This is a genomic window from Hyphomicrobium sp. 01T421 (genome assembly GCF_056398805.1).
In genome coordinates this window covers 1991436-2016453 of sequence record NZ_JBFTQC010000001.1, presented here as the reverse complement: position 1 = coordinate 2016453, position 25018 = coordinate 1991436, and the positions used below count along the sequence as shown (strand labels likewise).

30 protein-coding genes, 1 tRNA gene and 1 pseudogene are annotated in these 25018 nt (G+C 58.4%); 16 read left to right on the top strand and 16 right to left on the bottom strand.

Annotation, left to right across the window (positions count from 1 at the left end):
- The first annotated feature begins 13 nt into the window (after window positions 1-13).
- The 3 genes from rsfS to AC1DK3_RS09215 all read left to right on the top strand — a co-directional run bounded on the left by rsfS (window position 14) and on the right by AC1DK3_RS09215 (window position 1606).
- Window positions 14-475 (top strand): ribosome silencing factor, encoded by a 462-nt coding sequence (rsfS, locus tag AC1DK3_RS09225; RefSeq protein ID WP_092862712.1) that lies wholly within the window; start codon window positions 14-16, stop codon window positions 473-475.
- A gap of 66 nt (window positions 476-541) precedes the next feature.
- Window positions 542-1024: a 23S rRNA (pseudouridine(1915)-N(3))-methyltransferase RlmH gene (rlmH, locus tag AC1DK3_RS09220; protein WP_477191922.1), complete on the top strand. Its 483-nt coding sequence runs from the start codon at window positions 542-544 to the stop codon at window positions 1022-1024.
- Between the two features lie 6 nt (window positions 1025-1030).
- Window positions 1031-1606 carry a DNA-deoxyinosine glycosylase gene (locus AC1DK3_RS09215; RefSeq protein ID WP_477191921.1) on the top strand — a complete coding sequence of 192 codons (576 nt, stop codon included), beginning with the start codon at window positions 1031-1033 and terminating at the stop codon, window positions 1604-1606.
- Here AC1DK3_RS09215 and AC1DK3_RS09210 read toward each other — a convergent pair.
- Genes AC1DK3_RS09210 through AC1DK3_RS09200 form a run of 3 tightly spaced genes read right to left on the bottom strand, consistent with a single transcriptional unit; the run spans window position 1585 to window position 4540 of the window.
- The gene (locus AC1DK3_RS09210; protein WP_477191920.1) at window positions 1585-2409 is read right to left on the bottom strand and encodes an SDR family NAD(P)-dependent oxidoreductase; all 825 of its coding nucleotides are present in this window, start codon (window positions 2407-2409) and stop codon (window positions 1585-1587) included. The two genes, AC1DK3_RS09215 and AC1DK3_RS09210, sit on opposite strands and share 22 nt — an antisense overlap.
- 37 nt (window positions 2410-2446) lie before the next feature.
- Window positions 2447-2839: an META domain-containing protein gene (locus AC1DK3_RS09205; RefSeq protein WP_477191919.1), complete on the bottom strand. Its 393-nt coding sequence runs from the start codon at window positions 2837-2839 to the stop codon at window positions 2447-2449.
- A 21-nt stretch (window positions 2840-2860) separates the two neighbouring features.
- A complete protein-coding gene (locus AC1DK3_RS09200) occupies window positions 2861-4540 on the bottom strand; it encodes an acyl-CoA dehydrogenase family protein (RefSeq protein WP_477191918.1) in 1680 nt (559 codons plus the stop codon).
- A gap of 362 nt (window positions 4541-4902) precedes the next feature.
- Between AC1DK3_RS09200 and AC1DK3_RS09195 the strand changes: the two genes are divergently transcribed.
- Window positions 4903-5793, top strand: coding sequence for a YihY/virulence factor BrkB family protein (locus AC1DK3_RS09195; protein ID WP_477191917.1), 891 nt, complete (start codon window positions 4903-4905; stop codon window positions 5791-5793).
- An 85-nt stretch (window positions 5794-5878) separates the two neighbouring features.
- Here the strand turns inward: AC1DK3_RS09195 and ccrA are convergent, their stop codons facing one another.
- Window positions 5879-7195 (bottom strand): crotonyl-CoA carboxylase/reductase, encoded by a 1317-nt coding sequence (gene ccrA, locus AC1DK3_RS09190; protein WP_477191916.1) that lies wholly within the window; start codon window positions 7193-7195, stop codon window positions 5879-5881.
- 225 nt (window positions 7196-7420) lie between these two features.
- On the opposite strand from ccrA, the gene AC1DK3_RS09185 reads away from it, so the two are divergent.
- The 5 genes from AC1DK3_RS09185 (at window position 7421) to AC1DK3_RS09165 (ending at window position 10813) form a co-directional block, all read left to right on the top strand.
- Window positions 7421-7783: a hypothetical protein gene (locus AC1DK3_RS09185; RefSeq protein WP_477191915.1), complete on the top strand. Its 363-nt coding sequence runs from the start codon at window positions 7421-7423 to the stop codon at window positions 7781-7783.
- A 142-nt stretch (window positions 7784-7925) separates the two neighbouring features.
- Entirely contained in the window at window positions 7926-9935 is a 2010-nt protein-coding gene (locus tag AC1DK3_RS09180) for a methylmalonyl-CoA mutase family protein (protein ID WP_477191914.1), read from the top strand.
- Window positions 9936-9996: 61 nt separating this feature from the next.
- Window positions 9997-10299, top strand: a complete 303-nt coding sequence (locus AC1DK3_RS09175; RefSeq protein ID WP_477191913.1) for a hypothetical protein — start codon at window positions 9997-9999, stop codon at window positions 10297-10299.
- 13 nt (window positions 10300-10312) lie between these two features.
- Window positions 10313-10657, top strand: a complete 345-nt coding sequence (locus tag AC1DK3_RS09170; RefSeq protein ID WP_339081347.1) for a hypothetical protein — start codon at window positions 10313-10315, stop codon at window positions 10655-10657.
- 71 nt (window positions 10658-10728) lie between these two features.
- Window positions 10729-10813, top strand: a tRNA-Leu gene (locus AC1DK3_RS09165).
- A gap of 674 nt (window positions 10814-11487) precedes the next feature.
- Here the strand turns inward: AC1DK3_RS09165 and fdxA are convergent.
- From fdxA to AC1DK3_RS09145, 4 genes are all read right to left on the bottom strand, one after another.
- Complete coding sequence (gene fdxA, locus AC1DK3_RS09160; protein ID WP_477191912.1) at window positions 11488-11832, bottom strand: ferredoxin FdxA; 345 nt, start codon at window positions 11830-11832, stop codon at window positions 11488-11490.
- A 20-nt stretch (window positions 11833-11852) separates the two neighbouring features.
- Window positions 11853-12491: a hypothetical protein gene (locus tag AC1DK3_RS09155; RefSeq protein ID WP_477191911.1), complete on the bottom strand. Its 639-nt coding sequence runs from the start codon at window positions 12489-12491 to the stop codon at window positions 11853-11855.
- Window positions 12488-12913, bottom strand: a complete 426-nt coding sequence (locus AC1DK3_RS09150; protein ID WP_477191910.1) for a group III truncated hemoglobin — start codon at window positions 12911-12913, stop codon at window positions 12488-12490. The genes AC1DK3_RS09155 and AC1DK3_RS09150 overlap by 4 nt, the downstream gene beginning before the upstream one ends.
- Before the next feature lie 141 nt (window positions 12914-13054).
- Complete coding sequence (locus AC1DK3_RS09145; protein ID WP_477191909.1) at window positions 13055-13315, bottom strand: hypothetical protein; 261 nt, start codon at window positions 13313-13315, stop codon at window positions 13055-13057.
- 113 nt (window positions 13316-13428) lie between these two features.
- On the opposite strand from AC1DK3_RS09145, the gene AC1DK3_RS09140 reads away from it, so the two are divergent.
- From AC1DK3_RS09140 to AC1DK3_RS09120, 5 genes are all read left to right on the top strand, one after another.
- Window positions 13429-13863, top strand: coding sequence for an Rrf2 family transcriptional regulator (locus AC1DK3_RS09140; protein ID WP_477191908.1), 435 nt, complete (start codon window positions 13429-13431; stop codon window positions 13861-13863).
- Between the two features lie 672 nt (window positions 13864-14535).
- Window positions 14536-15009 (top strand): hypothetical protein, encoded by a 474-nt coding sequence (locus AC1DK3_RS09135; RefSeq protein WP_477192895.1) that lies wholly within the window; start codon window positions 14536-14538, stop codon window positions 15007-15009.
- A 506-nt stretch (window positions 15010-15515) separates the two neighbouring features.
- Window positions 15516-15938, top strand: coding sequence for a CopG family transcriptional regulator (locus AC1DK3_RS09130; protein ID WP_477191907.1), 423 nt, complete (start codon window positions 15516-15518; stop codon window positions 15936-15938).
- Between the two features lie 59 nt (window positions 15939-15997).
- Window positions 15998-17125 (top strand): extracellular catalytic domain type 1 short-chain-length polyhydroxyalkanoate depolymerase, encoded by a 1128-nt coding sequence (locus tag AC1DK3_RS09125; protein ID WP_477191906.1) that lies wholly within the window; start codon window positions 15998-16000, stop codon window positions 17123-17125.
- Between the two features lie 1282 nt (window positions 17126-18407).
- Window positions 18408-18668: a hypothetical protein gene (locus AC1DK3_RS09120; RefSeq protein WP_477191905.1), complete on the top strand. Its 261-nt coding sequence runs from the start codon at window positions 18408-18410 to the stop codon at window positions 18666-18668.
- An 11-nt stretch (window positions 18669-18679) separates the two neighbouring features.
- On the opposite strand, the gene AC1DK3_RS09115 is transcribed toward AC1DK3_RS09120, so the two are convergent.
- The 3 genes and pseudogenes from AC1DK3_RS09115 to AC1DK3_RS09105 form a co-directional block, all read right to left on the bottom strand.
- Complete coding sequence (locus AC1DK3_RS09115) at window positions 18680-19054, bottom strand: response regulator (protein ID WP_477191904.1); 375 nt, start codon at window positions 19052-19054, stop codon at window positions 18680-18682.
- Between the two features lie 62 nt (window positions 19055-19116).
- Window positions 19117-19942 (bottom strand): annotated as a pseudogene (locus AC1DK3_RS09110) (sensor histidine kinase).
- A 131-nt stretch (window positions 19943-20073) separates the two neighbouring features.
- Window positions 20074-20256 (bottom strand): hypothetical protein, encoded by a 183-nt coding sequence (locus tag AC1DK3_RS09105; protein ID WP_477191903.1) that lies wholly within the window; start codon window positions 20254-20256, stop codon window positions 20074-20076.
- A 771-nt stretch (window positions 20257-21027) separates the two neighbouring features.
- Between AC1DK3_RS09105 and AC1DK3_RS09100 the strand changes: the two genes are divergently transcribed.
- Window positions 21028-21846 (top strand): outer membrane protein, encoded by an 819-nt coding sequence (locus AC1DK3_RS09100; RefSeq protein WP_477191902.1) that lies wholly within the window; start codon window positions 21028-21030, stop codon window positions 21844-21846.
- 14 nt (window positions 21847-21860) lie between these two features.
- On the opposite strand, the gene AC1DK3_RS09095 is transcribed toward AC1DK3_RS09100, so the two are convergent.
- The 5 genes from AC1DK3_RS09095 to AC1DK3_RS09075 form a co-directional block, all read right to left on the bottom strand.
- On the bottom strand, window positions 21861-22100 hold the full coding sequence (locus AC1DK3_RS09095) for a hypothetical protein (RefSeq protein ID WP_477191901.1): 240 nt from the start codon (window positions 22098-22100) through the stop codon (window positions 21861-21863).
- A gap of 158 nt (window positions 22101-22258) precedes the next feature.
- Window positions 22259-22552 carry a hypothetical protein gene (locus AC1DK3_RS09090; RefSeq protein WP_477191900.1) on the bottom strand — a complete coding sequence of 98 codons (294 nt, stop codon included), beginning with the start codon at window positions 22550-22552 and terminating at the stop codon, window positions 22259-22261.
- Between the two features lie 7 nt (window positions 22553-22559).
- Window positions 22560-22856 (bottom strand): hypothetical protein, encoded by a 297-nt coding sequence (locus tag AC1DK3_RS09085; protein WP_477191899.1) that lies wholly within the window; start codon window positions 22854-22856, stop codon window positions 22560-22562.
- Between the two features lie 84 nt (window positions 22857-22940).
- Entirely contained in the window at window positions 22941-23144 is a 204-nt protein-coding gene (locus AC1DK3_RS09080; protein ID WP_477191898.1) for a hypothetical protein, read from the bottom strand.
- Between the two features lie 819 nt (window positions 23145-23963).
- A complete protein-coding gene (locus AC1DK3_RS09075; RefSeq protein ID WP_477191897.1) occupies window positions 23964-24188 on the bottom strand; it encodes a hypothetical protein in 225 nt (74 codons plus the stop codon).
- Between the two features lie 259 nt (window positions 24189-24447).
- Here AC1DK3_RS09075 and AC1DK3_RS09070 point away from each other — a divergent pair, with 259 nt between their 5' ends.
- Window positions 24448-24702 carry a hypothetical protein gene (locus AC1DK3_RS09070; RefSeq protein WP_477191896.1) on the top strand — a complete coding sequence of 85 codons (255 nt, stop codon included), beginning with the start codon at window positions 24448-24450 and terminating at the stop codon, window positions 24700-24702.
- Window positions 24703-25018 lie beyond the last annotated feature (316 nt).

Below are 25018 nucleotides of genomic sequence, written 5' to 3'. Positions count from 1 at the left end.
GGATAGTCCGGACATGCGGGACCAACCAGCAAAGGACGTTCGCCGCTTGATTCGAACCACAACCGAGGCCGCTCGTAAGAGCACCTCATCCGCCTCGTCCGCCGCTCCGGCGCCGGACTCGGCCGCCCTGCTCGATGATGTCGTCCGTTGGCTTGACGACGCAAAGGCAGAGGAGATCGTGTCCCTCCCCCTCAAAGGCAAATCCGCATTGGGCGATTTCATGGTCGTCGCATCGGGCCGTAATGACCGGCACGTGGGCGCCATCGCCGAACAGCTGCGGGAAAAGCTCAAGGCGCGCGGCGAAGCCCGCGTCAGAGTAGAAGGCTTGGGCGCCTGCGACTGGGTCCTGATCGACACGGGCGACGTGATCGTCCACGTCTTCCGGCCCGAGGTGCGCGAATTCTATAACCTCGAAAAGATGTGGCAGGCGGAGATCCCGCCGGACGCATCGCGCGGCGACTCCTCGCAGCACTGATTGCGCGGAATTGCACCACCTGAAACAGACGCGGCCGAACACCTTCGGCCGCGAGGCGGTTGATTGATGCGCATCGCGATCTCGGCGATCGGGAAACTGAAGGACGCCGAGGAACGCGCCATCGTCGAGCGCTATGCCAAACGCCTCAACGGCACGGGCAAATCGCTCGGCCTGGGCCCCATCGAAATCCGTGAATTCTCGGAAAGCCGCGCGGCTGGCGTCGACGAGCGCAAGCGCGATGAAGCGGCCCGCCTCCTGCGGGAGATCGGCCCGGGCGACCTCACAATCGCGCTCGACCCGTTGGGACGCTCTTTCACCAGCGAAGCCTTTGCAGCCCTCATCCGCGAGACACGCGATGGCGGCGCGAAGACGTGCAACTTCCTCATCGGAGGACCGGACGGCCACGGCGATGGAGCACTAGCCGCTGCGGCCGTAAAGCTCTCCCTCGGCTCCCTGACCCTGCCGCACGGCCTTGCACGCGTCGTCCTCGTGGAGCAGCTTTACCGCGCCGCGACGATCCTTTCCGGACATCCCTACCATCGAGCGTGAGGGGTAATGGCTGCCGAGCGAAGAAAAGCGCCGACGATCGAAAGCGGTCCGATCATCAAATACAGCTTTCCTCCGCTGAGCCCGGCAGGCGCGCGCTTGCTGATCCTCGGCACGCTTCCCGGAGAAGAATCCCTCCGCCTGCAGCGGTACTACGGACATCCGAGAAATCATTTTTGSCCGCTCATCGCCGCCCTTTCCAATAAGCCTCTGCCTCCCCTGTATGAGGACCGCCTCGTGCTCTTGGAAATCAATCGATGGGCGATTTGGGATGTTCTCGAAGGCGCCGAGCGCATCGGCAGCGCGGATGCCGCAATACGCAATCCGACAGCGAACGCATTCGCCAACTACTTCGCAGCCAACCCGGGGATTGAGGCGATTGCTTTCAATGGACAGAAGGCCCGCGATTTATTCCGCCGCTTCGTCCTCAAACCCGGCATCGTCGCGCAAGGCGATTTCGATTTGATCGAACTGCCGTCGTCGAGCCCGCTCTACACGAAAACGCTCGACGAAAAGCTCGCCGTCTGGCGATCGAAGCTCGCAGCCCACATAGCCGGCAGTCGTCAGGAATTCCGCGTAAAATAATCGATTGCGAACTGCGGCAGCAGCCGGCGCATGGCGGCGGCGAGATACGTCGGCGTCGTGACGTAATAGTGCCGCTGCGGCCGCGCACTTTCGACGGCGTGAATAAGCCGCTTGGTCACCGCCTCGGGCTCGAGCTTGAAAGTCATCTTTCCGCCCGCCTTCATGGCATCGATACGCGCCTGGTAAACGTCGCGATGGGGCGAGTTCTCGATATCGACGGTTGCGAGCAGCCGCGCGAGCGCATGTTCCACGAACCGCGAACGGATCGGCCCCGGCTCGATAAGTGAAACCGAAATCCCCGAACCTTCGAGCTCCAGCCGTAACGACGCCGTCAACGCTTCAAGCGCGAATTTCGATGCGCAGTAGGCGCCGCGATAGGGAGCGACGACCATGCCGAGCACGGATGAGCAATTGACGATACGGCCCGCACCGTTCTTGCGCATCGCCGGGATAAGGCGGCGGGTCAAATCGTGCGTGCCGATCACGTTGACCTCGAATTGCTCACGCAGAAGCTTCGGCGTCAGATCCTCGATCGCGCCTGGCTGAGCGTACGCCGCATTGTTGAAAAGCGCGTCGAGCTTGCCCCGCGTCATCTCCAGCGCGCTGATGGCGCACGTCGCAATCGACTGGGAATCCGCGAGTTCGAGAGGCAGAACTTCGACGCCGAGGAAATTCTTCAACCGGGCGAGGTCTTCGGATTTGCGAGCCGTTGCGATCACGCGCCAGCCGCGCTCGCGCATCGTCCGCGCCGCGTCGAGGCCGATACCGGAAGAGCATCCGGTGATGAGAATAGAGCGCGCCATTGGGCTCCGGTGTTGCGGCGACAGCCGCCCGCTCGCACTATTTCTTGAACTTCACGAGCACGTGCCCGTCGTCGGCCTTCAGTGTCAGCATATCACCTTCGACGACGAAGGAGCGCGCCGCTTCAAGCGCCGTGAAGTATTGCGTTTCGATCTCGGATTTGCCTTCGCACATCATCTTCGTCGCAGCCAACGGCCCAATCTGGATCGCATCGTCCTCGATGGAAATGGGGCCGCTGAAGCGGTTGCACCCGCCGGTGCCGGAAACCTTGTCCGTTGTGTAATCGAGCGTCAGACCGTCGACAGGTTTGCCGCCGAGTTCAGTCACGACCCAGCTCGCAGCGAGCGGACCGTCCTCATCGTCTTCGGCGAGAACGGGCCCGCTCATCGCCAAGGCGAGCGCGCCGACAACGATCGCCTGCATGAACCGCATGAGCGTTCCCCCCTTAGGGTTCTAGTTGGCGCCTTCGAGCAGACGCCGTGTAATCACCTGCGCCTGAATTTCAGCAGCGCCCTCGAAGATATTCAAGATGCGGGAATCGCAGAGCACGCGGCTGATCGGGTATTCGAGCGCGAAACCGTTGCCGCCGTGGATCTGCAGAGCGTTGTCGGCGTTCGCCCAGGCGACGCGCGCGCCGAGCAGTTTCGCCATACCCGCTTCGAGATCGCAGCGCCGGCCGGCATCCTTCTGCCGCGCCGAAAAATACGTGAGCTGCCGGGCGATCATCGTCTCGACGGCCATCATGACGACCTTGTTCCGGACCCGCGGGAACGAATAGATCGGCTTGCCGAACTGCACGCGGTCGAGCGCATACTTGAGGCCGAGGTCCATCGCGCATTGAGCGACGCCGACAGCGCGCGCAGCCGTCTGGATGCGCGCACCCTCGAAGGTAATCATCAACTGCTTGAACCCTTGCCCCTCGACGCCGCCGAGCAGGCTTTCGGCCGGCACTTCGAAGTTATCGAAGGAAATGTCGAATTCCTTCATGCCGCGGTAGCCGAGAACTTCGATCTCGCCGCCCGTCATGCCTTTGGCCGGAAATGGATCGGCATCGGTTCCGCGCGGCTTCTCGGCGAGGAACATCGAGAGACCCTTGTAGCCGGGCTCGTTCGGATTGGTGCGCGTCAGAACCGTCATGACGTCGGCGCGGACCGGATGCGTGATCCACGTCTTCTGCCCGGTGATCTTATAGACATCGCCGTCCTTCACCGCCCGCGTCTTGAGCGACGCGAGATCGGAGCCGGTATTCGGCTCGGTGAAAACCGCCGTCGGCAGCAACTCGCCCGAGGCGATCTTGGGGAGATACTTTTCCTTCTGCTCTGGCGTGCCGTTGTGGAGGATTAGCTCGCCCGCGATCTCTGCGCGCGTGCCGAGCGAACCGACGCCGATGTAACCGCGCGACAGCTCTTCCGACGCGACGCACATCGATTCCTTGCCCAGCGCCATGCCGCCGTACTCTTCCGGAAGCGACAAACCGAAGACGCCGAGCTCGGCGAGCTTCGCGATGACTTCGAGCGGAATGTATTCGTTCTTGAGATGCCATTCGTGGGCGTGCGGATAAACTTCGTCGAGACAGAAACGGCGCATCAGATCCTGGATCTGCGCGTGCGTCTCGTCGAGACCCGTGTCGCCGAACGTCATCGCGTCGGGCTGTGCTGCTATCAGCTCTCCAAGACGCGCCTTGACCGTTTCCGAACCGCCTTCGGCAACCAGGTCGGCAACGGAATCCTCGAAACGGCGAAGATCGGCTTTCGGCACGCCCAGCGCCTCGGGCCGTATGATTTCGAGCTGGCTCATAGGGATGCCGCTTGCCAATTGCGCGGCGTATTCGCCGAAGGCCGCGAAGAGCAACAGCTGCTCGAATTCGCCGAAGCGCCATTCTCCTTCTAGGCGGGCCGCCCAGTCGTGCATCTGGCGAAGACCCTCGACGGTCGTCGCCAGCCACGCGAGCCCGTGCGCCGCGTGCTGCGCTTCGTCGATGCCGCCCGCTTCCTGAATCTTGATCCGGACCCCGGCCTTGGCGGCCTGCAGAATCTTATCCGCGCCGCCGACGGCCTCCCCGCACCGCTCGATGAGCTTCGCGGCTCCTCCAGCAAGGATGCTAGCTCCAGCCTTCATCGGCGTGACGGACATGCGTTTCTCCTGAGGAATGCCAAGGCATGAGACCAAGGCATGGGGAAGGTATTTTGCCTACCCTTGCGGTGCTCCGCGACCAATTCGCCGGTCGGGAAGGATTAGTCAACTGGTCCCGGTCCCGAACAAACGCTCCGCGACCTATTTGCGCGAATATCGCCCGCGGCAGCCGCCGGGAACGACAGCGAACTCAACAAAGTTCCGGCCGTTTACTAGATCTATGAATGAGAGCGGACCTGCGTGCAAATTGCCGCCCTCGGCCGGAGCGGTGAGGTCCGGAGTGGACCTAGGAGCGCTGAAACACTAGGTTCCCCGCCACAAAACTTAAAAAGCCTGAAAAGCCTGGGGAGAGAAGGCCACTCATGAAGCGCATGCGAAGATTGTTCGAAGCTCTCTATCGGGTTTACGAGCATTCGGGCTTCGCGATGGCCGGTGCGATCGCGTTTTCGTTCGTCGTTTCAATCTTCCCCTTCTGCATCTTTCTCGGCGCCCTCTCCGGTATTTTTGGAGGCCGCGAACTCGCGCAGGACGCGATCAATCAATTGTTTGCCATCCTGCCGGAGCCGGTTGCCAAAGGCATCGCCCCACAGATCGAAGCGGTCATGGGATCGCAGCGGATCGACCTTCTGACGGCCTCCGCGTTTCTGGCCCTCTTCTTCGCGACGAGCGCCGTCGAAACACTGCGCACGGCTTTGAATGGCGCCTACCGCGTCCGCGAGAAGCGCCCCTACGCGCTCTGCCTGCTAATCAGCATGCTATTCGTCTTCGTCAACGCGATATCGACGCTCGTGATCACCTGGGTCATCGTGGTGGGCCCAAGCATCTTCGGACCGGCCATCGTCGAAGACTTTTCCGCCGGATGGGTGAGAACGCTTATCGACTCGATCAGCTTTGGACCCGGCATTCGCTACTGCGTCGCCGGCGCCGTGATGGCGGCTCAGCTCCTAGCGCTCCATCTGTGGCTGGTAGCAGGGAAGCGGCGCGTCATGGATGTATTGCCGGGCATACTGCTGACGATCGCTCTCTGGCTCGCGCTCGCCGGACTCTGGTCCTACTACATCAAAATCAGCAACTATTCGCTGTTTTACGCCGGCCTCTCGCAGCTGATGATCGCGCTGATCTTCTTCCAGTTCACCGCGATAACCATTCTTCTCGGCGCTGAATTCAATCGCGGCATCTTGGAAATGAAACGCATGCGCCGCGAGGCGGCAGAGCGCGAGGCGCTTCGCCTCAGCACGATGGGCGGCACGTAAAGCACGGCGCCCTGAAAGACACGAATGTTATGGGAGACAATGTCGTCCTCCCTCGCCTTTGACCGGCGAAGGAGGACGAAACGATTCATTGCGGCTTCGGCCCAGCTTCAATGACGTCTTCGAGAGTCCGGAGCCCCGTCGTTGGAGCCGATACCAGCACCGCCATGTTGCCCGGCTTGTGCTCGTTCCGGTACATCCGCATGTGCGCCTTCGGAATCTGCTCCCACGAGAACACTTCCGACATGCACGGATCGATGCGGCGCTCGACGACAAGCTTGTTGGCCTGCGACGCCTGGGCGAGGTTGGCAAAGTGCGAACCCTGCACGCGCTTCTGGTGCATCCAGAGGTAACGCGCGTCCATCGTCAGGTTGTAGCCGGTCGTGCCGGCGCAAATGACAACCATGCCGCCGCGCTTCACGACCTGCACGGAAACCGGAATGGTCGTCTCACCCGGGTGTTCAAAGACACAGTCAACGTTGACGCCCTTGCCCGTCGTCTCCCAGATCGCTGCGCCGAACTTGCGCATCTCCTTCAGCCACTCGTGATACTCGGGCGAGTTCACCTTCGGCAGCTGTCCCCAACACTTGAACTTCTTGCGATTGATCACACCCTTGGCGCCGAGCTGGCGAACGAAGTCGAACTTGTCGTCCTCCGACACGACGCCGATCGCGTTGGCGCCAGAGGTCGCGCAGAGCTGGACCGCGAAGGCTCCGAGGCCGCCGGCTGCACCCCACACGAGCACGTTATGGCCGGGCCTAAGCACGTGCGGGCGATGGCCGAAGAGCATGCGGTAGGCTGTTGCGAGCGTCAGCGTATAGCAGGCGCTCTCTTCCCAGGTCAGATGCTTCGGCCGCTCGAGAAGCTGCCGGTCCTGGACGCGGCAGAACTGCGCGAACGAGCCATCCGGCGTCTCGTAACCCCAGATCCGCTGCGAAGGCGAGAACATCGGGTCGCCGCCGTTGCATTCCTCGTCGTCGCCGTCGTCCTGGTTGCAATGGATGACGACCTCGTCGCCGACTTTCCAGCGCTTCACCTTTGAGCCGACGGCCCAAACGATGCCGGACGCGTCCGACCCTGCAATGTGATAGGGATTCTTGTGGACGTTGAACATCGAAACGGGGGTGCCGAGAGAGGCCCAGACGCCGTTGTAGTTGACGCCGGCCGCCATCACGAGGACGAGCACGTCGTGGCTGTCTAGTTCCCACGTCGGAACGACTTCGACCTGCATCGCCGTTTCCGGCAGACCCTCGCGCTCCTTGCGGATGGTCCATGCATACATGTTCTTCGGAACGTGCCCGAGCGGCGGGATTTCCCCGATCTCGTAGAGGTCTTTCTTAATACCGGCCGTTGCCGACTGAGCATCGGCCACGTCGCTTTTTGCTGCCAAGTTCTGGCTCGACATTGGTGTTGCGTCTCCCGACCATTTCCCCGCGACGAGGGCCGTTATGGCTCATCTTCTTCGCGTTTACGCCCCAACTTCGCTTGGGGACCGCAGTATGAAGCACGTTTTTGCGCTGCAATGAAGAGGGTTAGTCCCCCGTTAATTCCAGCTCAATTCCTCTTTAACGAGAGACGGTTATCGTCACCGCTTCGTTTTGCCCGATTTGGGCCGGTTGGAGCGCGGTAAATGCAAGACCTGTTATGGCAGATCAAGAATACCGACTCCTTCACCATCTACACGACGCTCATATTTGTCGCGATCGTCGCCGGGTTCATCCGCGAAATCGTGGGCTCCTCCGGACTAGCCTTGCTCTCGGCCCCTTTGCTGATGATCGGCGGCTTCCTAGGCCCGGCTTTTTTCAACCGGCAAATGATCGCGCTTTCATACGATAAGAACGCCAACGTCGTCACTGCGACAGCATTGGGCATTCTCGCGATGCTCCTCGTCATCCTGCTGAGCAAGTGGCTTCTGACCCTCCTCAACGAACATCGCGTCAGCCGGATCAAACCCGTTTCGATCCCGAGCCGGGCCCCCCGCTTGCGGCGCTAGCCAACCACAGGTCTGCCGAGCCCCTCCCCAGCCTCGCTGCGCCAAAGCGCGGCGAACTGCCGGTTTTGCCTTTTCACGGGCTTCGGCTACGGTAAATCCTTCCGCCAACACAATTTGAACCGAGCCTAGGGGCGCCCTTTCGATGTCGGACACCAAGACTCTCCACGCGAAAACCAAAGCGGCAAAAACCCCGCGCGACAAGCCCTGGCTGATCCGCACCTACGCCGGCCACTCGACGGCGGAAAAATCGAACGAACTCTATAAGAAGAACCTCTCGAAGGGGCAGACCGGCCTCTCGATCGCCTTCGATCTGCCGACCCAGACGGGTTACGATTCAGATCACGAGCTTGCCCGTGGCGAGGTCGGAAAGGTCGGCGTCCCGGTTTCCCACATCGGCGATATGCTCACCCTGCTCGACGGCATTCCGCTCGACCAGATGAACACGTCGATGACGATCAACGCGACGGCCGCTTGGCTCCTCTCGCTCTATATTGCCGTCGCCGATCAGACGGGCGCTTCACGCGACAAGCTCACCGGCACCATTCAGAACGACATCATCAAGGAATATCTGTCGCGCGGCACCTACGTGTTCCCGCCCGAGCCGTCGCTCCGCCTGATCAAGGACACGATCGTCTTTTCGACCAGGAACGTCCCGAAGTGGAACCCGACGAACGTCTGCTCCTATCATTTGCAGGAAGCGGGCGCGACGCCGGTTCAGGAACTTGCATACGCGCTTGCAACGTCCATTGCCGTTCTCGACACCGTGAAAGCCTCGGGCGAAGTACCGCCGGAAGAGTTCGGCAACGTCGTCGGCCGCATTTCCTTTTTCGTCAACGCGGGCATGCGTTTCGTCACCGAATTGTGCAAAATGCGCGCATTCGGCGAGCTTTGGGACGAGATCACGCGCGAGCGCTACGGCGTGACGGACGCGAAGCATCGGATGTTCCGCTACGGCGTGCAGGTCAACTCGCTCGGCCTGACCGAGCCGCAAGCTGAAAATAACGTCTATCGCATTCTCATTGAAATGCTGGCCGTGACGCTGTCGAAAAATGCGCGCGCCCGCGCCGTGCAGTTGCCGGCCTGGAACGAGGCGCTCGGCCTTCCGCGGCCGTGGGATCAGCAGTGGTCGCTCCGCATGCAGCAGATCGTCGCCTACGAGACGGACCTGCTCGAGTACGGCGATATCTTCGACGGCTCCGCCGAGGTCGCAAAAAAGGTCGCGGCATTGAAGGAAGAAGCCAAGGCCGAACTCGCCACCATCGAGAAAATGGGCGGCGCCATCGCTTCGATCGACTACATGAAGCGCCGCCTCGTCGAAAGCAACACGGCGAGACTGTCCGACATCGAGAGCGGCGATCTTATCGTCGTCGGCGTCAACAAATTCACCGAGACCGAGCCTTCACCGCTGTCGGGCGGCACCGACGCTATCATGGTCGTTGATCCGGCGATGGAAGCCGAGCAGATCGGCAGACTGAAGGCATGGCGCGAAAGCCGCGACTCCAAAAAGGCCGCCGCAGCCCTCACCGAAGTCGAGCGCGCCGCGAAAGAAGGCCGGAACATCATGGATAGCTCGATCGAGGCCGCCAAAGCCGGTGTCACGACCGGCGAATGGGGCACGGCGCTGCGCAAAATCTTCGGCGAGTATCGCGCGCCGACCGGCGTCGCCCAGGCGGCCGTCGCCCGCGACAGCACACAGCTGGAGGCCGTACGCGCCAGCGTCAACGAAGTGTCCGACCGCCTCGGCCGGCGTATCAAGTTCCTCGTCGGCAAGCCCGGCCTCGACGGCCATTCCAATGGCGCCGAGCAGATCGCCGTCCGCGCTCGCGATGCCGGTATGGAGGTCGTCTATGAAGGCATCCGCCTGACGCCCGGCCAGATCGTACGTGCAGCCGTCGATGAAGGCGTCCACGTCGTGGGCCTGTCGATCCTGTCGGGCTCTCACGTGCCGCTCGTGAAGGACGTCATGGAGCGGATGCGCAAGGAAGGGCTCGATGACGTTCCCGTCGTCGTTGGCGGCATCATCCCGCCGGAGGACGCCAAGACGTTGAAAGCCTTCGGGGTCGCGGCCGTCTACACGCCCAAAGACTTCCAGCTGAACGACATCATGGCCGACATCGTGAAGCTCGTGGACCGCTACGCCAAGGCAGCCTGACGACAAGAGGCAGCCTGACGATAGCTTGCATGCGTCGGCTGGATCTCGTTACGCTCGGCCGATGAAAATTTGGGTCGTTTTATTCCTTCTGCTGGTTGCGGCGGGCATCGCCTGGGGTGTCGCCCGCGATATCTTCTCGCGTCCGCGGGGAACCGTCGTCGGCACCGTTACGGCCGTCGATTTCGGGAATCCCCTGCCGAAATGGTATCCTCCGACGCCCCCGCACTACACCGCGCGCCTTGCCGATGGCAGCTTGATCACTGTCTCTGCTAAAATCCCGCTGAACATTCCGGTCGGAGGCCCCATAACCATCACGGAACTGATGACACCCTGGGGACAGGTCTGGTACAGGCAGCGCGATTAGGGGAGGGCGGCCTTTGCGCGAAGAAACTCGAAAGCGGCTCGAAAGAGCACTCTGGATCGACCGCGCGAAAAAGCTCGGAATCGCCCTCGCGGTCGTCGGGGCAATAGGACTGGCATTCGGCTACGAAACGCTCGATCTCGCGGTCTCGAACACCGATGTCCAGGGAACCGTAACCGACATCGAGCCCTTGGTCTCCAAGCAGAACTCGGCCGATGGCGAAAACGTCATCGTCAAGCTCGACGCTGGACAGCTCGTCCGGGTGCTCGCCTATAAGTCGCGCGGCATCAAGATCGGCGACCATATCCAGGTCGTGGCGCACCACCACGCGACAGGCCGCGTCACTCATACCCTCAAATAATATCTTCGCGCGTTGACGCCGCCGCCTGGGCCGTTATATGTCGCCGCTTAGCTCGGTCCATCCGGGCGCTTGCCTCAGTGGCGGAACGGTAGACGCGGTAGACTCAAAATCTGCTATCCATCGGGTGTGGGGGTTCGAATCCCTCCTGGGGCACCAACCAATTAAAAAAAAATCAATAAGATCATCTGCTTAGTAAAAATTAAGCGGTGACGGTCCACCCTATAGCCCACCTTTCTAACGTCGGTGGGATCGACCGCCTTAACATCGGTATCTTTTTTCTCTTTTCGACGCTGTGTGAACCATCCTCGTGCAATGTCTTGGAGTGTCCCGCGGAACTCTCAGCCTTCGACCGACTAAGAGGTTTGCTAACACGCATTAGAAGAAGTCTGAGAAAGCAAATCCGTGGCTCAGCCGGACACAATGGACGGGGCCCGGCGCCCCCCCACGCATCAGAAGGTGCTTGCAGGAGACTCCGGCGTCGCCTCGGCCGTCGCAGGGAGCACTCCGACACGGATAACATCATAACGGCGAGCGGCGCGATCCGGTCGCGAGGCCAGATCAGCCAGTCCGTCATGCTCTTCTTTCCTGTCATGGCTCTATTTCGACACCGGCGTTGGTGTGGAAGAAGCAGGGGCGATTTTTACCCTCGCGATGCGATCCGCCAGTTCGACGGCTTTTGATAACCGCGCCTGATCTTTCCGGAGCGCTTCGAGCCGATGAGTGAGCCCGGCCCGGATGCACGCCCGCATTGAGAATGCAGCCATAACCATTCAATAAACAGTACGCTGTTGAGCGGTACGTTCCGCGCGGCAACAACAATCGCCGATGCATCATCCAACCGTTTCGGGTGCCGGCTCAGGCGACAGTTCGGCGAGCTTTCCGGAGCGGCCGTTTTGGTCATCAGCATTAGGTGGCGGAGGCTTTTTTGCTATGATGTTCGGCCACACGTCCGAGTACTGCCGATTGAGAGAGAGCCAGGCTTCGGTTGCTTGCGGCTCGGCATCCGAAAAGATCGCGTTGGCCGGGCATTCGGGCGCGCACACGCCGCAATCGATGCACTCATCGGGATGAATGACAAGCATGTTCGCTCCCTCGTAGAAGCAGTCGACAGGACACACTTCCACGCAGTCTGTGTACTTGCACTTGATGCAGTTCTCGGTAACGACGTATGTCATCGATGGCACACCTCGTAGAGCTACTTCACGGCCTCGATCTTACCGCAGGCGAGTGGAATGGTGACCTGAGCCGGTACTCCGGGAAGAGACTTCGCGCCGTCAGGAAGCTTCGTATCGCTTGGCACGGTGTGGACAATGATGACGCGCTCGGCGAGTTTCAGCCCGCCGGCGTGGAACTTCTCATGCAGTGCGTGTTCGAGCTGGGCCACGTCGTCCACATGCTCGTAGTGCGATTTCCCGCTGCTGTCCGCGACAGGATACGTGTCGCTGGGAATTTCCAGGGTTGCGGGGTGAGCATGGAATGGGAGCATCGTCACGCCGGAGACGGGCTCGGTCTCGAGCAAATCGATGTAGCCGTCGCCATTGGTATCTTGCTGCAACGTCGCGCATGTCGCGTTCCTGTCATCGCCGAAACCATGGAAATGCTGCAGGTGCGCCATGCCGGGCGGTAGGCCGTGCAGATCGATCGTCGTCTTCAGTTTGCCGTCAATAATCTCAAAGGTCGCGGTGCCGCTCGCGGATGTGCCGAGCTTCTCGCTGTTGAGCGGCGTGAGCTTCGCGACGAAGCGTTCGGTGGCGTCCGCTGGCGAGGAACCCGCGAATACCACGGCGGCGAGAGCCGCAACGACGCTCGACTTCAGGGCTTGATTGTAGGTCACAGCGCTTTCTCCATAAGGCAGGTTTTCCTGTGGCGCTCGGAATCCGCGGTTGGGTTGGGAGCATCGGTAAGCGAACGATTGACATCTCGATGGAAGGCGATGCCGAGCTTCAGAGATTCCGCAATTCGCTCGGCGCGATCAATGAAAAGCGCGGCGGCAGACGGAGGGCAAACCTTGCCGGCAGCTTCACGAAACAGGTCGAGCCAGCGGGAGAAATGTGCCTCGCTAATGTCGGGTAAGGCTGAATGGATTGGGATCGGTTTACCCTTATAGCGACCGCTCATCAGCGTGATGGAGGACCAGAAATCGCGCATCTTATTCAGGTGCGGCTCCCAATCGGCCACTCTTGCTGCGAATACTGGACCAATGAAGGTGTCGCGCTGCACGCTGCCGTAGAATTCAGTGACGAGCTTGCCGATCATCTCGTCGTCCACGCCGGCTGGCACGCCAAGGGCTCGGATGTCTGGTTGTTTGGACATTGGCGTCTCGTCTTTTTGGCTGTGCCGAGTGTCGGCGGAATGAACGCTGCGGAGAGGCAGTGTGCAGCGTTCACGCGCGGCGGTTTAGAAAGCATGCGGCTTGTAGTGATTGCTGGGCGTCCGGTCGGATGTGCCGTCCGGCGTCTTTGCGATCTCCGTTCCGACAGCACCCGTAGCGGAGGCGCCAGGAGCGCGATCCGGATCCGGGTTGCCCGGCGTGCGATCGGAGGTCTTGTTAGGCGCGTAAGCAGGCGTTGTCTCTTTGCTGGATGCGGTTGTGTCAGCGTAAGCTGGCGCGATTCCCGCCAGCGCAACGGCGGTTCCTATGATCAAGAATCTCAACATTGCTTATCTCCCAATGGATAATTATTTAAGATGTACTTCAGATGCATCTTTTAACAATCGCGCGTCAACAAAAGATGCTATCAAGGGACATCAACAATTGGTGAGGCCTCGATATGCAGCTGACTCGCTTCTCGGATTACGCGCTTCGCGTGCTGATGTTCACGCACGCCGCCGAAGGGCGCGTTGTAACAATCGAGGAGATGGCCCGCGCGTATGGCATTTCACGCACGCATCTGATGAAGGTCGTGAACGCCCTGACGCGCAGCGGTTACCTCGAACCCGTGCGCGGACGCTCGGGAGGGGTCCGGCTCGGCAAGCCCGCGGGCGATATCGTATTGGGTGATGTCGTGCGCGCGACGGAGCCGGACTTCACGCTTGTCGAATGTTTTGGAACCAGCAATCAGTGCGTCATTACTCAACGCTGCAAGCTGCAGCGCGTGCTGCGCAATGCCCTAAAAGCCTTCCTTGGCGAGCTCGACCAGCACACGCTGGCGAGTATCGCGCTTCGTCCCCGGGATTTTCCCGGCTTGCTCACTTCCGCCGAGTAAGCGGCGGAAAGCAGGGCACGGACTTGACCGATGTCCGCATCGGTTGACAGCGGATCCCGAGTGGCCGACCTTTAGCTGAACATCCTGGCATCGGCTGTTTGGCATGCCGTCCGCACACGGTGTGACAGCATTCGCGCCTCCGCATACGGACGGATAGTCAGCGTCATCCTCGAGACGTTCTTCATACACTAACGTCGAAATAACTGGCGGCGGCTGGGACCGACATGGTTCGAGGAAAGTTGCCGAACAACTCTCCGACCGATGGCCGCTTTCTCTGCTTAGTACTCATTCGAGTGAGAGGCCGAGACAACGTCATTTGGGAAAAAACCTCTGTATGAAATTTGTTCGATTTTGCTGCCCCTAATTTGGGGCGCAACAACTCGTCTGTCAGCTTTCGCCGTATAAGGGGAAGATAGGCTGCGAATTACGATTTCTGTTTTTGACCCAAAGCGGATCTCGCATTTCGAGCCGATCGGCTCTCGACGACTTCCGTTCCGCCGAGAAAGCGGACCTTTCTTCATCCGCCGTCACCCACGTTATGTGCGCCGCGATTACGTCTGCATCGCCATCGAAAGCCGACGACCTCCAAATGACGCCAAGTGCCTATAGCGCTCGGCATCCGTCCAAGGTTGAAGTCCTGCCCGCCTTCCGCAGCACCACTCTTCGCACATAATCCCGGTAGGCCATGCAAGAGTGAACGGCGGCACGTTTTTGCTGCTGAGTTGCCTTCCGTTGGCTGTGTATATGTTCGCTCGTTTTGGCCGGGTCGTACCTCGGTTGACACCGAGTGCCGCCTACTTGGTTTCAATGCTGATCGGTGCCGCGACTGTGTTTCTCGTCGCCCATGAGCCGGTCAGCTACGTTATCGCCACGGTCACGATTGTTCTGCTGCTCGCCGGTTACGGTGTCGGGCGCCTTCCAGGGTTGGGACGTGCAGCGAGATATATCGAAACAATCTGCCTTAGCTTGACGGCGTTTCTGCTGATGCTCCCAACCGTCACGGAAACCCTGCGCCGTGTTCCGGACGGCCATCCGCTCGTTACTGACTTGAACTCGCCACTCCTCCTCGGGTCACAAGCCAGTCTTCTCGTTGTGCTCATCATTGGCTTGGCGGCTCAGATCGCCTACTTGCGCAAGCAGCGGTAAATCCGGTGCTTCATGATAGCGGAGCGAAGAAATTGATGGAGATCTGCGCCGAAACCACTGCTGCTTTCATCCAGAACCGCGTCGGCGCACCCAAGAAAAGCCGGCCACGAAAACAGCTCTACCGAAGCCTTTTGCAGAACGGCGCTGCGCCCATAATCGCGGAACGGGCGCGGCTCAGCCGCCGCGGCTCACCACCAGCGCCCTCGGCCATAGAAGCCGCCGCCGCCAAGCAGCAAGACAATGAGCACGATGATTAGAAGCGTATTGGTGTCCATTGTAGGTCCTCCTGGGAGCTGCTGGCACAGTGAAGCGTCACACGGTCCCATAAGTTCCGGCGTTTCTATCTCCCTGGAGGTGGGTGAGGAGCCGCTCGCCCGCTGGCGGGGGCCAATCACGATCAGAGTCGCTTCGGCTCGCTTTCGCTCATGAAGTTTGCGGTCCCCGCTTGAATGTCGGAAGCCACTTACCATCTGCCATCCATACGGATGGTATATGGATGGTCTGATATGGCGAAGGATAATGTCCGTGAGTTGAGACCCCGGGGGCCGGATTCCGAGAAGATAACAATCAATCTCGGTTACGTGGATCTCGGGCAGATCGATCTATTGGTCGACGAAGGTTTCTATTCAAACAGAACCGATTTCATACGCACTGCCATTCGCAACCAGATCGAGCGGCACGCCGAAGTTGTCAACAAAGCCGTGACGCGGCAATCGCTTGATCTCGGACTACGACTGCTCAACCGCCAGGAGCTTGAGACCACGCGCGCAGCCGGTCAGCAACTCGAGCTCAGAGTCCTCGGCCTTCTGACCATAGCGCCCGACGTTTCGGCGAAGTTAGCACGTGCGACGATCGCATCGCTCACAGTACTTGGGGCGCTCCACGCAAGCGCGGAAGTCAAGGCCGCTCTGGCCGACCGCATCCGATAGCGAACCATCCATCCACGTTCACGCGCCTTCCAGCGGCAACCAAATGGAGCCCTCTCAATATGAAGACATTCGATCTTGGGAAAATGCGGGAAGCTACCCGCCTTACCAGAGCGGGTCGCTTGAACGATGCGCTCGCGTTGCTGCAAACCGCCACGAGGAGCCCGACAACGGCCCAAGGGTCGGCCCCCGGAATAATCGACGGTGAGATCGTTCCTAACCAAGAACTCCCGCAAAAACTTTCGGCCGCTGTTCCGGAACTTCTCCGGTCATTCGATGGGGCAACCCTGCCAGGGGTACAGCGTCACGCGCTGCGCACTGCCGACATCGCTCCCGAAGGAGGTCGCTACATCAGTGGTTCGTTTTCAAACTCGGACGGAACGCGTTCTTACAAACTTTATATTCCAACCAGTCGCAATTCCGGCCCAAGGCCGTTGATCGTGATGCTGCACGGGTGCACGCAGTCGGCGGATGACTTTGCGGCGGGCACCCGCATGAACTTCACCGCCGAGGAGCACGAGTGTTTTGTCGTGTACCCCGAGCAGCCGCAAGCGGCCAACGCTTCGAAATGTTGGAATTGGTTCAGGCCAGGCGATCAGGCACGCGGCAAAGGTGAACCATCGTTGATCGCCGGAATCACGCGCCAGGTCGTCGAGGAGCACGACATCGATCAGGCGCGTATCTATGTCGCCGGATTATCAGCGGGAGGCGCTGCCGCGGCGATTATGGGAGAGGCCTATCCTGACCTCTATGCTGCTGTTGGTGTGCATTCAGGGCTCGCCTGTGGCTCAGCCAACGACGTCGCGTCGGCGTTCAACGCAATGCGCGGAGCAGGAAGGAATACGGGCAATGGTGCCCCTCCTGCGGCGAAGCCGACGATTGTTTTCCACGGCGACAGGGACGCGACAGTCCACCCTTCCAACGGCGCGAAAGTGATTGCTCGTGTAGCTGAGAATATGAATTCTCAGGTGCGGACGGAGCGGAAGACTGCATCTCAAGGGTATAGCTTTTCGCATTCCGTGCATCGCGACGCGTCTGGGCTCAACGTTCTTGAATTGTGGGAACTCCATGGCGCGGGACATACTTGGTCAGGCGGCAGTCTAGCGGGCTCATTCACCAGCGAAGAGGGGCCGGATGCCTCAAAGGAGACGTTGCGCTTCTTTCTTCAACACCGTCGAGCGCTGCCGTGATCAGCGCGGACTTTTCGCTCTACCTTCAACCTCATTCATCAGCTGCCGATCTCCTTAACACCGAGGGGCGAAAGTCCGTGGCCGCCTTCTGGGCCCTCAACGATCCACCTGTTTAAGCGAGCGAAAGCCAGAACAGCCGGCAGGTTTTGAACTGGAAGAATATCGACTGAAGGCTTTCCGAGCCCGTAAAGAGCCCTGAGATAGGCGCGCGTTTGTTTCTCAATTTCTTCCATAAGTCAGGGCAACCCTTCGATCAACTGGGTGCTAATCCTCGCAGGTCCCGGACGAGAGGGCACCCGCTCGGAATAGGTTAGATTGCTACGCGTACCAATGCGTTGCTGTCGCGGTCAGAAACCGGCAAAATGACCGCGTCCATCGATCCCTATTGCGGCCGGTTGCCACCGAGCGCGTGCATCAACAGAACGGATCGCACGCGAATTATGTTCCCGGACTTGGAAAACGATCTCAAGCCAAGGATCACGCGGCTGACACAGTCTGGAGGCCGCTCGATCGCTCCGAGCTGCTGCAAAAGAGCTAAAGGAGCGTTTCAGTACCGGCGCGGATGGACTCAAAGGTCCATATTGCCACTGCTGAAAGCTCTTCGGTGTTGAGGCCTGATACGTTGCCGGTCGACACTACGACGGTCGCGAGGAGTCCCGAAAGCGCGGGCGATCTGCAGCTTCCACAGTTGGGTTTACGCACCGCCAAGCTGCGTCGAAAGCCTTCTTCAGGTGTTTTACGTCGCTTGAGCTAAACGCTCCTGTTTGTAGGATTCGACGCGCGCGCATGCCAGACTCTCCCATAGCACGGGAAGTATGCGAGCGATCACACCGGCGTCCGTCTAAATGGAATTTTGCAAAAATATTGCCGTCGATGCGACCACTCGCGCCTTAAACTTAGAGCGTCAGCCATCGAACAATTTGATCTCGGTCAAGATGTCAAAGCTTCTTGAGGCCCGGCCCTCGCAAATTGGATGTGCACGGACTTGTATTGTGTCGCACATCGACGATTGATACAGAATTGTGACCTAATGGGTGCGCGCTGACGCGTTTGCAATCGCGGCGTTTGCTATTGTCGCCGTTGGAATTGAGCGCGACTAGCGGATTTGCCGACCGCAGGCTGGATGGCAGCGACTTCGCTATCGAAGCGCCGGAGAGATCGAATGGCTTGCTGTAGCGATGATGCGAGAGCCAGTGCCGTTCGGACGGCTTCAATGGCTCGACCGAAATAGCATCGATGACACGATGGGCAATATATACTCGCATCAGAAGGAGACACTTCAATGCCCAACTCTACCAGTCATCAAGGCGCTCAGCTGATCGCGAGAGTGACCATTCTTGAGCGCGTCGTGGGCCTCATGTTGCGCGACGGCATGCTCGAGGCGGGCAAGGGCGCGACGGACATCCTCACTTTCGGCGAGGACGTCAAAAAATACTTTCATGGCCGTACAGCGGAGGGTTCAACGGATCGCGAACTCAACGATGCTGCGGATCGTTTCTTTTCGGCGATTGCATCAGATATCGGCAGCCAAGATAGCCAATAATCGCCCGGGGGTTAATCCGCTTCCGAAAGCATGCTGCGCATAGCTTCGATTATTGCGTTCTCGCTATAGGGTTTTGGGAAAAATTTAGCCCCGACGGGCATGTGGCTCTGCTCAACGACAGTCCGGCCCGACACTACGATCAACTTTACTGGAGGCCGTAGGTCCCTGATGTAATGAGATAGCTTTAAACCATCAATCGAACCAGGCATTTCGACGTCGGTGAACACAAGATGGATTTCGGGGCGCGCTTCGAGAACCCGAATAGCTTCGTCCGCGCTACTCGCCTCGATCACCTCAAAACCAGCGGTTTCCAGAAATTCGAGAGCAGCGATTCGAATAATCGGGTGATCCTCGACCACCAAAACAACGTTCTTATGAATTGGCATATATTATCCGGTGAGGACGAAGCTGATATTCAATCGCTGAGCGTTGAAGCAGGAATCCTCTGCTAAGCAGTCGGTAGCGCCTCCCTGCGTTTGGCAAGCGGCTCGTCGTAAACAATACGAACCGAGGTTCCGGGTTTTATATCGCGCACGATAATTTTGCCTCCGAGCTGCTTGGCGAGCGGCTCGACGATTCCTGTACCGAGCCCCGGCTTGGCTTTGTCGGAACCCGTCGCCATGCCAATCCCGTCGTCCACAACGGATAGAGCCGATTTCGCTCCATCGGACCGGAAATCGACGCTAATCTTGCCGTGTCGGTTGCCTGGGAAGGCGTGTTTAAGAGCATTGATCACCAGTTCGGTGATGATCAGACCAAAGCTCACCGACGTTTGCATTGACGACACTGTCATCGATGGTCGCCACGATCGACAGATCGGTTGGGGTCTTGGATCATCGATGCACCAAGGCTTTCGCAAAGTTGCACGAATAGGGCCGAAGCGACGCGCCTCCGAGGTTCGACGCCGCGAGGTGCCGCTGAACTTCCGCGATCGACATGACGCGATCGTGCGCATTTTGAAGCTGCCCCCTCGCTTCCTCGGACTGCACCTTGCGAGCACGGCATCAGCACGCTCGCGATGATCTGGAGACTGTTGGCGACGCGGTGCTGGATTTCCTGGAGAAGAATCGCCTTCTCTCGGATGAGATCATCTTTTTCCCGAGACTCTGCAGACCAGGAATGCCGGCGGCATCAATCTGAAATGTCCGGCAGAACGATGCGCTCGCAGCGATTACGTTCAGATCCCCAGAAAGGAAGAGCAGCGGCTCGTTGGAGGAAGCGATGACAGCGAGAGTGCTGGCTGCTTCAACGTGCTGAGAGGTAACAGACGCCATCGTATGGCCCTCAAGGGCGGAGGCTCGCGGCGCGAAAGCCATCACTCGACAGCACTTCGCTCTAACAAGAGCCTGCTGTTGGCCCCAATGCAATAGGGCTGGGGCCAACATGATCTCAAAACTTGGTGTGTTTAATCGCGACAGACGCGACGGTGGTGCCGGTAATAGCAATCCCGGTAGTCATCGGACTCGTCACCAATGTAAACGCCGGAGCCGTAGCCAAATCTATAGCCGCTGCCATCGCGCCAATGACTGCCGTGGCCACGATTGCCGCCATTCCAGTTGCCTGCCATACCATGCGAACTATGGCCCATGCCTGCGCTACGTCCCGTTCCGCTTGAGCGACCCGCGCCCCCGCTAGAATGACCCATGCCGCTAGCTCCACCGCCGTCCGCATGAGGGCCGGCGTTGGCCGTGATGGTGAATACACTCAGCGCAAGACCAGGGTCAGCGCCATTAAGGCACTTGAATTGACCTTCATTTGTTTCCTCGGAAATTTCGCTCAGCACATGCTGGCGTTGCGGTCTGAGCAAAATAGCTCGACTGTTAGGAATGATACTCCCCGGTGGCCGATTAATCCGAACCTAATCATTCGTGACCGGTAACTTACCCGGTGCTTAGATTAAGCGGGTGCAGGGAGATTGGGAGCGGCGACCATGTTTTGAGGCTCGCCTGTGTCCCTCTTTAACGCGAGGGCTCTATCCGACCGAAGCTGACATTGACCGGGCCTATCATCCGATCCCGAGAGACGACGCCTGAAGGGGTTTCACTCGTCGCCGCTGCTGCATTTGCGTCGAGTTGTTTAACTCGGCCCCGATTCGCACAGCAGTCCGCTCTCCGAGCATTCCGCCACGAAATACCTAGCTTGCCAGTTTGGCCGAAGGCGTCGGATTGGCGCTGGCATTTTGGGCTTCTGCCTAATTAGGCCATTAGGCCGATGTGGCTTCAATGCAGCGGGGCCGTCCGTCATTGTTTTCGCAGTGCGCGAGGACGCTGGAAATCCCCACTCGGTATGCTCTACGTGATTGCTACGTGTGGGGATTAATCCGTGCTTTTGCGCTCTATGCGCGGACAGTGGAGAATTCATGCTGCGCCGTCTGCCCTTGGCTTTCATGACCTGCCTGCTTGCATTCAACTCTCAGCAAGCAGGCGCTCAAGAATTGCAGTCTCTACGCACTCCAAATTTCAACTGGACCGGAGCCTATATAGGCGCTCATGCCGGTTGGCAGGCCATCAAGTCCGAAGGATTTGGTGATCTCTTTTTTCTGGATGATGCGACCCGCATTTCGGACGACGGTTGGTTGGCTGGTGGGCAGATTGGCTTCAATAAGCAGGTCGGTCATGTGGTCATAGGCTTTGAGCTTTCAGGGTCGTGGGATAACGCGAACGAAAACTCGAACTGCTTTGAGAACAATCCGGATGTTGACGAGTTCACGGGACACTTAATTCTATTGCATCATGTGGCCAATTTTCGTTGCCGCAGCAGTCTCAACTGGACCATGCAGGGATTGGGAAAGATCGGATACGCGATCGACGACGGAAGACTGCTTCCTTACGCAATTGGTGGGGTCGCCCTAAGTGGTTTTGGCATGAACTTTGGCAGGGACATGAGCGATGAGCTTCCGGGTCTCGTCGAGAGTTCGCACTTCGGGTACACGGCAGAGCAAAATTTAGTCGGTGCCGTTTTTGGAGGCGGGGTGCAATACGCCGTCGGACACAGCGTTTCCATCGGTGTTGAATACCTACATGCCGATTATGGCCGACAGGGTTATCGAGGCAATGGGCACGCTACGGAAGACGTTGGTGGCATCGAAACCTCCCTCGATTTTCTCGCGTCAGGCCACGAGGATCTCCGAGCTGACGAAGTGCGTGCGGTTTTCAATTACAATTTTTCCGAGCGATGATCTGGCCGCTACGGCTAGTTTTGCGGCCCGATATCCTGGCCAGTATGCGCAGTGAGAACGTTTCGGCCCGACGATGTGATGTTGTACCTTGTCTCAATTTTACTCAGCTCAGTGGCTTTGAGATAGCTCATCGCCTCAAGCACATCATATTGCGCGCGGTCGCGGCCATGCCTGACTGTTTGCACGCCGCCGAACAACGCCAACTCGGTTAAAAGTCGAAACTGGTTTGGCATCAGTTCAAGACTATTCGACATTTTTAGATGTTCCTATCAGGAAAGAACGCGTCGCCAAAACGGGTTTTGGCCTGACACGTGAGGGCTTCGATGTGCCGTATTATCCCCGCGACGGCGAATATCTCAGCAGGTAGGCACTCCCAAATTGCCGCTCAATTGGCTTGCGTTGTTATGTATTTTCATAACGAGCATTCAAATCGCTCAATCGCGAAAGCCTTCAACTTGTTTACGTCGGATTGCCCGGTCCTTGCGTACCCTAAAATGAGCACCGCCACTGCTTCGCATTTCTTTTGATCTTCGCTTACGCCAAGCTCCTCGCACGCCAAATTCAATGCAGCTTGCAACGTATTAATGTTGGCATTGTCGTAGCTGCCGCCACGATTTCTCATCGTGGTCCCGTACTGACGTGCGTGAATGCACAGCTGATCAAAATGGCCATCACGACCGCTAACTTTCCACTTGTCACGGTTCACGCGATTCCTACTGCGTCACCTCATGCGCCACAGGCTTGGTAAGGTTTTCCATCGCGTCCAGAGAAACCGCCGCTTCAAGGTCGAGTGGATCAATTGTAATGACTTGTCTGGCAGCTTGGCCAAACCCCTTTGCGGGCGCTTCAATCGTCGTCGATACACGTCGATAGGCGATGAAGGACAATCCTTCGATAAGCTCTTCGAGCGTCTCGACGATGTAAGTTCCAGCATCGAGCTTCTCGTCGATGCCCGCCAGCGAAAAAGGACGAAGAAACGTAACAGATGTCCGCGTTGTTCGCTCGTGCACGACAGCCTCCCGCAAATGTTTTTATCCTGTCCGCCGCCCCTGGCGAGTGCCGCTAGGAGCGACGTGTCGGCAGCTACGCAGAAACTAAAGCTGCCGGCCGTTGGCGAAGGTGTCGACGTCCTTTTGGGCTTGGGCTCTGTCCAGCTGGTACTTGGACTGAACCTGAGACACGAGGTCGTCCTTGGTTTTGAGCGCCGTCACATCAGACGCGCTGAACTTCGACCACTTGGCCGCGATTTCAGAGCGCATACCGATGCACGCCGTTGCGCTAGCAGCGTTCTCGGACATATCAAATCTCCTAAACAAATTCACAGAATAAGAATGATCATAACGACTTGCTCGCAATCATCATTGCGAGATTCCTAAGGTAACATAGTGTCAAAAATAAGTTTTGTCGTGTAATTACCAAATAAACATCAGTTAAAGAACATCAACTATACTTCACAATATTCGAACAACATAAAGCTCGCGTTGCTGTACAGAAGTTATCCTCCACTGTTTTTCATGGCAACTCCAAAATCTAATCTTTGAAATACGCTCGCGTCTGGCTTTTTGCTATCCGCGCCGCCTGCGTTTCTTCCGCGCCTTTTCAACTCCCCGCTTCCTCGCTCCCTTCCGGCGCGTCTCCCGTGCTTCAACATTCGCGCAAGGCAACGGCTCTCCACTCTCGTGATGTTGTTCGCCGATGCGGACGTTCTGGCGGGCGATTTCGTGCTCGACGGTTATGCCCCCGAGGGCAGCTATTTTGCGAATAACGTCGATTAATTCCATGCGGTGATCCTTCAAAAAGAAAGAGGTCGGGAATGAACCTCCCGACCTCCAATCAAACTCGCCAGTTACGCTTAGCGATTAGCTGCCGTGATAGGCATGAGGGTGGAACGCTTACGCCAACGAGTTTCTGAGTTATCGAGACAACTCTCTTCGCCACCTCGACAAGAAACGCGAAATGGAAATTCCTAACCTCGACCTCGCCATCTGCTGGCCAACACCATCGGTAATCACGCGCACAACATCGAGCGCTTGGTGTCCGAAGTGTCTAACAACGCGCGAGAATATCTACCGTAGGCTCACCAACCGACTGCCGAAACGGTGAGAGGTATTCGACCGCTAAGACTCGGCGGAAAACACTGCCGCAGATTGCTCGACGATGATGTACCTATGCGCGGTGATTGCCTTTAAATATGCAGCGCGCAGGTTCGCGAACTCACCACTCTTCATGTGTTGCCACGGACCTTTTTGCCGAACATTTTCTGGCAGGTCGTCGAAGGTAGCTTCCTCGAAAACGAGGTGGATGGATTTGTCTTTCATCGAACGGCGAATGGAATAGCGCATTATATACGGTAGCACGGAGGTTCAACGCCGTCCGTATTAATAGAAAGGACGGAACATCGGCACCGTTCTTTCGTAGCTTATCACATGGCAAAATGACAGTTACGCAGTGCGAACGCCGTCTCGGCCGTTGCGCCAACCTCGCAACGCATGCGCTCGATACAAGTTTGTATGGGTTCCGCCTCATTTGCGCGTACGAAACTTATCGACCCACACTGAAGTTCTGACACCGCAACCTCAAACCAAAAGAGGACGGACAACCATGAAGTTTCTTACAAAGCTCGCTCTCGCCGGCGCTAGCGCGCTCGCTCTCACTGCTGCCGCTGCATCAGCCGAAATCGTTTGCAATGGTGAAGGTGAATGCTGGCATGCAAAGGAGCACGCCGAATACAAACCCGAATTTGGCGTGCGCGTTCATGCCGATGATTGGAAGTGGAAGGAGAACGAGCACAACAAGTGGCGCGAGCATGAAGGTCGCGGCTATTGGCGTAACGGGATTTGGATCGACATCCACTAGAAGAGGCAGAATATCCGAGTTCAATAATTAGTTGATCTATTTTCCAAATGCCGAGCGTCAGCCTAAAGTTTCTGAACTTTTGACGCGCAGCGCCCTGGTCCGTGTTCCGTCCAGCCAGGGCGTTTATCTACGCGATCCGCAAGCGGCTTGAACTGCTCAGCCAAGCCTGATCGGCTCGGAAACCCGACGCTATCGACTTCAATTGAGGCGTTCACCGGCGCGGCTTCTTTGTCGATCGCTTGCCCGCCGGCTGGTCGATGGCATCGTTGGCGGCGCGCATAGCCTCCTCGTAGAAATCATCGAGGCGCGTGCTGTT